Origin of the sequence: Providencia sp. PROV223, assembly GCF_028479245.1 — a bacterium.
In the GTDB taxonomy this organism is placed as follows: Bacteria; Pseudomonadota; Gammaproteobacteria; order Enterobacterales; family Enterobacteriaceae; genus Providencia; species Providencia rettgeri.
On the sequence record NZ_JAMPNG010000015.1, the window covers coordinates 98685 to 108058 of the forward strand.

General features: G+C 40.9%; 9 protein-coding genes. 4 read left to right on the top strand and 5 right to left on the bottom strand.

Annotated elements, in window-relative coordinates; all coding sequences use genetic code 11:
- Positions 1 to 36 precede the first annotated feature (36 nt).
- From caiC to caiE, 3 genes are all read left to right on the top strand, one after another.
- Positions 37 to 1596, top strand: a complete 1560-nt coding sequence (gene caiC / locus PR767_RS16090) for a crotonobetaine/carnitine-CoA ligase (RefSeq protein WP_004914587.1) — start codon at positions 37 to 39, stop codon at positions 1594 to 1596.
- 87 nt (positions 1597 to 1683) lie between these two features.
- Positions 1684 to 2469 (top strand): crotonobetainyl-CoA hydratase, encoded by a 786-nt coding sequence (gene caiD, locus PR767_RS16095; protein WP_004914585.1) that lies wholly within the window; start codon positions 1684 to 1686, stop codon positions 2467 to 2469.
- A 23-nt stretch (positions 2470 to 2492) separates the two neighbouring features.
- A complete protein-coding gene (caiE, locus tag PR767_RS16100) occupies positions 2493 to 3086 on the top strand; it encodes a carnitine operon protein CaiE (RefSeq protein WP_004914582.1) in 594 nt (197 codons plus the stop codon).
- Between the two features lie 78 nt (positions 3087 to 3164).
- On the opposite strand, the gene caiF is transcribed toward caiE, so the two are convergent.
- The 4 genes from caiF to xseB form a co-directional block, all read right to left on the bottom strand.
- The gene (gene caiF, locus PR767_RS16105) at positions 3165 to 3557 is read right to left on the bottom strand and encodes a carnitine metabolism transcriptional regulator CaiF (RefSeq protein WP_004914580.1); all 393 of its coding nucleotides are present in this window, start codon (positions 3555 to 3557) and stop codon (positions 3165 to 3167) included.
- A gap of 595 nt (positions 3558 to 4152) precedes the next feature.
- Positions 4153 to 6018: a 1-deoxy-D-xylulose-5-phosphate synthase gene (gene dxs, locus PR767_RS16110; protein WP_004914577.1), complete on the bottom strand. Its 1866-nt coding sequence runs from the start codon at positions 6016 to 6018 to the stop codon at positions 4153 to 4155.
- Between the two features lie 249 nt (positions 6019 to 6267).
- On the bottom strand, positions 6268 to 7185 hold the full coding sequence (gene ispA / locus PR767_RS16115) for a (2E,6E)-farnesyl diphosphate synthase (protein ID WP_004914574.1): 918 nt from the start codon (positions 7183 to 7185) through the stop codon (positions 6268 to 6270).
- A gap of 3 nt (positions 7186 to 7188) precedes the next feature.
- Complete coding sequence (xseB, locus tag PR767_RS16120; RefSeq protein WP_004914571.1) at positions 7189 to 7440, bottom strand: exodeoxyribonuclease VII small subunit; 252 nt, start codon at positions 7438 to 7440, stop codon at positions 7189 to 7191.
- A gap of 220 nt (positions 7441 to 7660) precedes the next feature.
- Between xseB and thiI the strand changes: the two genes are divergently transcribed.
- Complete coding sequence (thiI, locus tag PR767_RS16125) at positions 7661 to 9112, top strand: tRNA uracil 4-sulfurtransferase ThiI (RefSeq protein ID WP_004914568.1); 1452 nt, start codon at positions 7661 to 7663, stop codon at positions 9110 to 9112.
- Positions 9113 to 9181: 69 nt separating this feature from the next.
- Here the strand turns inward: thiI and PR767_RS16130 are convergent.
- Positions 9182 to 9374: Hok/Gef family protein (locus PR767_RS16130; protein WP_442959808.1), on the bottom strand; the 193-nt coding region annotated here is incomplete at its 5' end.

Consider the following 9374-nt stretch of genomic DNA (forward strand, 5'->3'; position numbering starts at 1 on the left):
CTGAGTATTCATCAGGGAAATGATGGGTAACAATTAATGGATGTAATCGGTAAACAAAATTTGCGTCAAATGTGGGATGATTTAGCGTTAACCCATGGAAACAGCCAGGCGCTTATCTTTGAATCCTGCGATGGAAAAACTAGCAAGTTCAGCTATTTAGAAATGAACCAGCACATTAATCGCACCGCCAATCTCTTTTTAGCCTATGGCATTCAAAAAGGCGATAAAGTGGCTTTACATTTAGATAATTGCCCGGAATTTTTCTTTTGCTGGTTTGGCTTGGCTAAAATTGGGGCGATTATGGTCCCAATTAATGCGCGTTATAAATACAATGAAAGTGCTTGGATCATGCAGAACTGCCAACCCAAAATGGTAGTCACTCGTTCCTCTTTCTTAGATATTTATCAACAAGTATTCGCTGACGTAGCGACAAGTCTAAAACATATTTTTTTGATTACAGACACACAAATTGAACCCGTAGAGCATATTTCTGACTTTTGGTTTGAACAGTCACAACAACATACGCAATTGACTCAGGTTGTTGAATTGAGTGTCGATGATACGGCCGAGATTTTATTTACCTCTGGAACCACCTCGAAGCCTAAAGGGGTAATTATTACCCACTATAACCTCCGCTTTGCCGGTTATTACTCTTCTTGGCAAAACAGCTTACGCTCTGATGATATTTATTTAACAGTCATGCCTGCTTTTCATATTGACTGCCAATGTACAGCTTCTATGGCTGCATTTTCTGTCGGTGCAACGTTTGTGTTATTAGAGAAATACAGCGCACGCCGTTTTTGGCAACAAGTGGTGAAATACAAAGCGACTGTCATCGAACTTATCCCCATGATGATCCGCACATTATTAAGCCAGCCGCTGGCGGATAACGAAAAAGATCATTGTTTACGAGAAGCCATGTTTTACCTCAATTTAAGTGAAGAAGAACGCGACCAGTTTATGGCCCGTTTTGGGGTGAAGCGGTTTTTAACTTCGTATGGAATGACGGAGACTATTGTTGGTTTGATTGGTGACCGGCCTGGCGATATGCGTCGCTGGCCGTCCATTGGTCGCCCGGGTTTTTGTTATCAGGCTCAAATTCGGGACAGAAATAACCAGCGTGTTGGTGCGGGGGTTATTGGTGAGCTCTGTGTGAAAGGTGAGCGTGGTAAAACCCTTTTTAAAGAGTATTACAACAACCCTGAAGCGACCGCAAAAACCTTTGATGAAGCGGGATGGATGCACACGGGGGACTTTGCCTACCAAGACGAAGATGGCTTTTTCTATTTTGTCGATAGAAGCAGCAATATGATCAAACGCGGTGGAGAAAATGTCTCTTGCAGTGAAATTGAAAATATTATTGCCTCACACCCTGCCATTGTGGATGTAGCAGTGATCGGCGTTGCGGATGACATCCGAGATGAAGCGATTAAAGCTTTTATTGTGCTTGAAGAAGGGGAAACCTTAACTCAGGAAGAGTTCTTTGCTTTTTGTGAAAAACAAATGGCGAAATTTAAGGTGCCAACGTGTGTTGAGGTACGTAAAGATTTACCGCGTAACTGCTCTGGAAAAGTATTGAAAAAACATCTGCAATAATCGACAAACGTGATTAATTTTGCATACATTTCGGGCTGCATACCTGCAACCTGAAGCGTCACTGCACGACGAAGAAAGGATTATATTATGAGCGAATCATTAAAAATTACCCGAAATGGCGCTATTTTAGAAATCATACTCGATAGACCTAAAGCTAATGCAATAGATGCAAAAACCAGTTTCAAAATGGGGGAGGTTTTCCTTAATTTTCGCGATGATCCTTCGTTGCGTGTTGCAATTATCACAGGGGCAGGAGAGCGATTTTTCTCTGCAGGCTGGGACTTAAAATCGGCGGCAGAAGGTGAGGCCCCTGATGCTGACTTTGGCCCAGGTGGCTTTGCCGGTTTGACTGAAATTTTTAATTTAAACAAACCTGTTATTGCGGCGGTGAATGGATATGCATTTGGTGGCGGTTTTGAACTGGCTTTAGCGGCAGATATGATAATTTGTTCTGAAAATGCCAGTTTTGCATTACCTGAGGCTCAGCTCGGTATTGTTCCAGATAGCGGGGGGGTTTTACGTTTACCTAAAATTTTACCTGCGCCAATCGTGAATGAAATGGTGATGACAGGCAGAAGAATGGATGCACAAGAAGCTTTACGTTGGGGAATAGCTAACGATGTAGTGCCTATTGAGAGTCTGATGGATAAAGCCCGTGAACTTGCAGAACAAGTTACGCAAAGTGCGCCATTAGCAGTTGCTGCTCTAAAAGAAATTTTCCGCGCGACAGGAGAGCTTACTGTCGAAGAGGGCTATAAATTAATGCGCAGTGGTGTACTGACTCAATATCCTGCGGTTCTTCATTCCGAAGATGCCACAGAGGGGCCATTGGCTTTCTCTGAGAAACGTTCTCCAAACTGGAAAGGTCGCTAATTAATCTAGCAGTGAGGTGAATTTTGAGTTTTTACGCTTTTGAAGGTGTTATCCCGGTTGTTCATCCTACTGCATATGTTCACCCATCAGCGGTAGTGATTGGTGATGTGATTATTGGTGAAGGGGTTTTCGTTGGGCCGAATGCCTCTTTACGTGGGGATTATGGCCGCTTGATCATAGAAAAAGGGGCGAATATTCAGGACTGCTGCATTATGCATGGCTATAGTGATGTCGTAACCATTGTCCATGAATGTGGGCATATAGGCCACGGAGCTATTTTACATGGATGCATTATTGGCCGTGATGCTTTGGTCGGAATGAACAGTGTCGTTATGGATGGCGCAGTGATTGGTGAGGAAAGTATTGTTGCTGCGATGAGTTTTGTTAAGGCCGGTTTTCAAGGCGAAAATCGTCAGATGTTGGTCGGAAGTCCTGCGCGCTTTTTACGCTCAGTGACTGATGAAGAACTGCATTGGAAACGGTTAAATACGAAAGAATATCAAGACTTAGCAGGCCGATATCATCAACAATTACAGGAAACCCAACCGCTGACAGAGCTTGAAGTTAATCGACCCAAATTATTTGGTACAACAGATGTAAAACCTAAGGGCCAGTGATTCACTAAAAGGCCGTAAAATAAAAAACGCAGATGGTGAAGTCTGCGTTTTTTATTGGTATAAAACTGAAAAATAAGTTTAACGACGTTGTGCTTTTGATAGCATCCATTGCCATTTTTGCTCTCGATTTAATTCACTTGGTGGCATAGAGGCCGCTTTCATTGGGGAATCGATAGTGACTTTTTCAGTTTGATGGCTTCTTAAACGAGCATAAAGCTGGTTATCAATTTTCTTAACTTTAATAAGCCGCTGACATTGGCAGCCTCGTCCCGATAATTTATTTGGGATCATTTTTACTTCACACTGAATTTCAGCAACATCAGATAAAATATAAGAAACAATATTGACAGCATTAGGATGCGGAATATCAAAGTGATTAGATATTTCTCTAGCTGTAGTCCAATGGCCTTGTTTCATTACCCAGTTTGCGATAGATAAATACAAGGGTTCATTAATATATTGTCCACACATAAGCGCTCCCAAATCTATTTATTAAAATTGGCTAAATAAAAAGAAACTATATGCAAATTGTAGTTGGAATAGCGTTTATTTGTTTCCTGGTTTGCTAATTAAGAAAACAAAATAATTAATTATTAACTTCTGGTTAAAATTGTTAAAATAATATATTCGTTTTTAATGTTAATTATCATTATTTTAATATAAAAACTTATATTTCATAATGATAGGTGTCGAATATAATTCACAGCCTAAATTACGCCGTCATACAGTGACAAGCTTCATATTAATGGATTTCAAAATGATTTGCATGCCTTTATTGTGAAAATTTACATTCAAGACAAAAGTTTTGTTTATATTCAGATTCTAGGTAAATAACTGAATATCGTTGTAGATAAACTGATTATATTTGGTTTTATATTTGATTATAATGATCTTGAAATATAATAAAAATGTGACATGGGTGATTTTTTTAATTGAATATTAGCGAGTAAGCAATTACAAAGAGTTAAATAATTTTCTAATATATTAAGAAAGAGAATAAGAGTGATTGGCTTTGTGATTGAATAGGGCATTGCGTGTTGATGCAATGCCCTCCTAGAGATAAAAATTATTTGGCTAAGTAGTTATTAATAGAATTAACAATACCTGTGGAATCTAAGCCCAGTTCAGCAATAAGTTCTTCTTGGGTACCTTGAGAAATAAAATAGTCAGGTAAGCCAAGGTTTAAGGTTGGAATGATTTTTTTCTCATGCATTAAGAATTCATTCACACCGCTACCTGCTCCACCCATGATGGCATTCTCTTCGAGAGTGACAAGTACATCATGAGTATTGGCCATTTCAAGGATAAGCGCTTCGTCTAAAGGCTTCACAAAGCGCATATCAACAACAGTTGCATTAAGTTGCTCAGCAGCGACCAATGCGTGGCTTAATAAGGTACCAAAGCATAAGATAGCGACTTTTTCACCTTTGCGGCGAACAATACCCTTACCAATAGGCAGCGGTGATAGTGGCTGTAACTCAGCGCCTGTTCCTGTGCCTCGAGGGTAACGCACCGCACATGGACCATCTTGATAATGGTAGCCAGTATGTAGCATTTGGCGGCACTCATTTTCATCACTTGGAGCCATAATAACCATGGTTGGTATACAGCGCAGGAATGAAATATCAAAAGAACCTTGGTGAGTTTGCCCATCAGCCCCCACAATACCGGCTCGGTCGATCGCAAACATGACAGGCACCTTTTGGATAGCCACATCATGAATGACTTGGTCGTAACCACGTTGCAAGAAAGTCGAATAGATAGCAACGATAGGCTTATAGCCACCAATAGCAAGGCCAGCGGCAAAGGTGACTGCATGTTGCTCGGCAATCGCGACATCGAAGTATTGATCAGGGAATTCTTTAGAAAACCGAACCATACCAGAGCCTTCACGCATCGCTGGCGTGATAGCCATCAACTTGCCATCATCTTTAGCCTCTTCACACAGCCAATCACCAAAAATTTTAGAGAATGTCGGCCCGGTCTCTTTGCTTTTGGGCAAAGTGAATGTACTTGGGTCAAATTTAGGAACTGCATGCCAGCTAATTGGGTCTTTTTCTGCCGGCTCATAACCGCGACCTTTCTTGGTCATGATATGTAAAAACTGCGGTCCTTTTAAGTCACGCATATTTTTTAACGTTTGAACTAAGGCAACAACATCATGACCGTCAACGGGGCCAATATAGTTAAAACCTAATTCTTCAAACATGGTCCCCGGTACGACCATGCCTTTAATGTGTTCTTCTGTCTTTTTCAATAATTCTTTGATAGGTGGCATGTTAGAAAAAACTTTTTTCCCACCTTCACGTAATGTTGTATAGAGCTTTCCAGAAAGTAAGTGAGCTAAGTGATTGTTTAGTGCGCCAACATTTTCTGAAATAGACATTTCGTTATCGTTTAAGATAACCAACATGTCAGGTGCGGCATCCCCTGCATGATTCATTGCTTCAAATGCCATTCCAGCGGTGATGGCGCCATCACCAATCACACAAACTGTTTTACGGTTTTGTTGCTCTTTTTCTGCAGCAATGGCCATACCTAAACCGGCACTAATGGATGTTGAGGAATGGCCAACGCTTAAAATGTCATATTCACTTTCTTCGCGCCATGGAAAGGGATGTAGACCATTTTTTTGACGGATGGTATCAATACGGTCACGGCGACCCGTTAATATCTTATGTGGGTAGGCTTGGTGGCCGACATCCCAAACAAGATTATCAAATGGAGTTTTATAGACATAATGTAATGCGACGGTGAGTTCAACAGCACCGAGGCCAGAAGCAAAGTGACCGCTAGAGCGACCCACGCTACTCAGCAAGAATTGTCTGAGTTCATCACAAAGCTTAGGCAAACTTTCTTTAGGCAACAGACGAAGCTCATCTGGTGTCTCTGCCAAGGCTAGCGTGGGATATTTAGCGATATCAATACTCATTAGTTGCTCACTTATAATTAATAAAAAACCCAACTTACTTAGCCACAGTAAAATGACTATTCTCAGTATTTAGCAGCATAAAGCTTCTATCTGCTGTTGGGTTGCCTTCGTTTATCGTCTGCCTATAACTCGAGTGATTAAGAAGTAATCCATCTATTTTTTTGGTTATAGGAATGATTCGAAGATGCATTAGGGTAATAAATTGCCGTAATTATCGATCTTCTTGTAGCCAAAAGGCAAAGCATATTGTCAGCTTTTACGTTCAATAATGAAATTAGCTAAAGCGCTTAACATTTCTATATTATATCCATGGGACTGGAGAGTCTCTAAAGCGTCTACCGCATCATGATATAGCTCACGTGCTTTTTTCTGAGCAACTTCAAGCCCTAATAGCGATGGATAGGTACTTTTTTCATGTTCGGCATCCGTTCCTTGGCGTTTACCTGTGACTTCGCTATCACCGATAACATCAAGGATATCGTCCTGTACTTGAAAGGCAAGACCGATGGATTGTGCATATTTGTCTAAAACAGGCAGTAATTTTTGACCTTTTTCACCAGCAGCAAAAGCACCAAGACGGATTGCTGCACGAATTAATGCCCCTGTTTTATGTTGATGAATGCGCTCAAGAGATTCAAGGTCAACTTGCTTTCCTTCTGCATCTAAATCAAGAGCTTGCCCGCCGCACATTCCCGCTAAGCCACTTGCGTATGATAACTCTGCAATCATCGCTATGCGGTCTTTGTCTGTCACATCCGGCATTGGTGCAGATGACAGTAATTGGAATGCCAATGTTTGTAATGCATCTCCAGCAAGCACTGCATTGCCTTCACCATACTTAATGTGGCAAGTCGGTTGGCCACGGCGCAAATCATCATCATCCATTGCAGGTAAATCATCATGGATTAATGAATAAGCATGAATACATTCGACTGCAGCAGCTGGAGCGTCAAGGTTTTCTTGGCTAACACCAAACATAGAACCGACGGCATAAGTTAAAAATGGGCGTAAGCGCTTTCCACCCAATAATGTGCCATAGCGCATCGCTTGAGCAAGTGGGAGGTCTGCAAACGGCAGCGCATTTAAGGCATCTAATAGATATTGATTGACTCTGTCGTAGGCTTGCTTTTGTTGCTGCGTAAAGCTATCTAAATGTTGTTCAGACATAATTTATTCTGTATCAGGTGAAAAATCGGCTAGAGGTTTATTTTCGTCATCGCTTAGCAAAATTTGTACACGTTGCTCTGCTTGCTGTAATACTTTTTGACCTTGTTTAGCAATTTGAACACCACGTTCAAACTCATTAAGGGCATCTTCTAAGGGAAGTTCACCAGATTCTAGGCGAGCGACGATCTGCTCTAGCTCTTGAAGCGAGTTTTCAAAACTAACAGTCGGAACTTGCTGAGTTTTTTCTTTAGCCATAGTCTTTAGCCACTAATGTGAAATCAGTTAATTCGAGGGATTTTAAATATTCAGCAGACTAACGCAGTCTTGCTACGGTTACAATTTATTATTGGGGTTTTTAGATTCAACCCGCAAGATAGTGTTATAATACGCCTCTTTATTGACAATTGGTAACGTGTCATGTGTCTCTGTTAAGGCACATTCGTTTGCCCCCAACCACCATGAACATGCAGCTATTATGAAGTTTATCATTAAGTTATTCCCAGAAATTACCATTAAAAGCCAAACTGTTAGGCTACGTTTTATTAAAATTTTGACCAGTAATATCCGTAACGTGCTTAAACCGCTTGGCGAAGAGATTTCGGTTGTCCGTAATTGGGATAACATTGAAGTGCGTGTGAAGGGAGAAACAAAACACGACGAAATTTGTGACATGCTAGGGCGCATTCCAGGTATTCACCATATTCTCGAAGTGGAAGAAAAACCGTTTACCAGTCTACATCATATTTACGAAATGACACACGAAGCCTATGGTGAATCATTAGAAAATAAAACATTCTGTGTGCGGGTAAAACGTCGTGGTAAACATGAATTTTCATCTATCGACGCTGAACGGTATATCGGTGGTGGGTTAAATCAACACATTGCCTCTGCAAAAGTTAAGCTTAAAGACCCTGATACCACGATTCACTTAGAAATCGAAGATGATAAACTTATTTTAGTTAAAGCACGTATTGAAGGTATCGGTGGTTTCCCTATTGGGACTCAAGAAGATGTGTTATCACTCATTTCTGGTGGTTTTGATTCAGGTGTGTCTAGCTATATGTTGATGCGCCGTGGTTGTCGTGTTCACTACTGTTTCTTTAATTTAGGCGGCGCAGCTCATGAAATTGGTGTGAAGCAAATCGCACATTATCTGTGGAACCGTTTTGGTAGCTCCCATAAAGTCCGTTTTATTGCTGTAAATTTTGAGCCTGTTGTCGCTGAAATTTTAGAAAAAGTTGATGATGGCCAAATGGGGGTTGTGCTCAAACGTATGATGGTAAGAGCTGCATCTAAAGTTGCAGAGCGTTATGGCGTGCAGGCGATTGTCACGGGTGAAGCACTTGGGCAAGTTTCCAGCCAAACCCTAACAAACTTACGTTTGATTGATAATGCGTCTGATACCTTAATATTAAGGCCATTAATTTCCCATGATAAAGAACACATTATCAAACTAGCTCGCCAAATTGGCACTGAAGATTTCGCAAAAACCATGCCCGAATATTGCGGTGTGATTTCAAAAAGCCCAACCGTTAAAGCGGTGAAAGCGCGTATTGAAGCAGAAGAAGCCAATTTTGATTTTGGTATTTTAGAGTCTGTTGTTGAGCAAGCGCAAAATATTGATATTCGACAAATTGCACAAGAAAGCCTTGAAAAAGTTCCTGAAATTGAAATGGTGAGTGAGCTTTCAATTGAAAATGAAGTGATTTTAGATATTCGTTCAATTGATGAATTTGAAGACAAGCCACTGAATGTCGATGGAATGGAGGTTAAGCATATTCCATTCTATAAGTTGAGCACGCAATTTGGTGACTTACCAAAAGATAAAACCTATTTATTATATTGTGACCGTGGGGTAATGAGCCGCTTGCAAGCGCTATACTTAAAAGAGCAAGGTTATGAAAATATAAAGGTTTATCGCCCATAGCTTAAAACAGGGTGCTTGTATCACCAATTCACAATCAGAGAGAAATGTGGGGGAATTTCCCCCACAAGACTAGTTATCGCAAGATAACGTAGCTTGAACCAGCGTGCTTCCGCTACTGATACTGAAAGAGCACAGCCTTTCTTGCATCAATAACGAAAAACACAACACCGTAAGACACACGGTAACTAGCCCTAGAAGGGCAATTTTGGCCATTCCTCTTGACTCCTTTTCTAAAAGGAGACAGAATCCAGTTGTGTGAGTT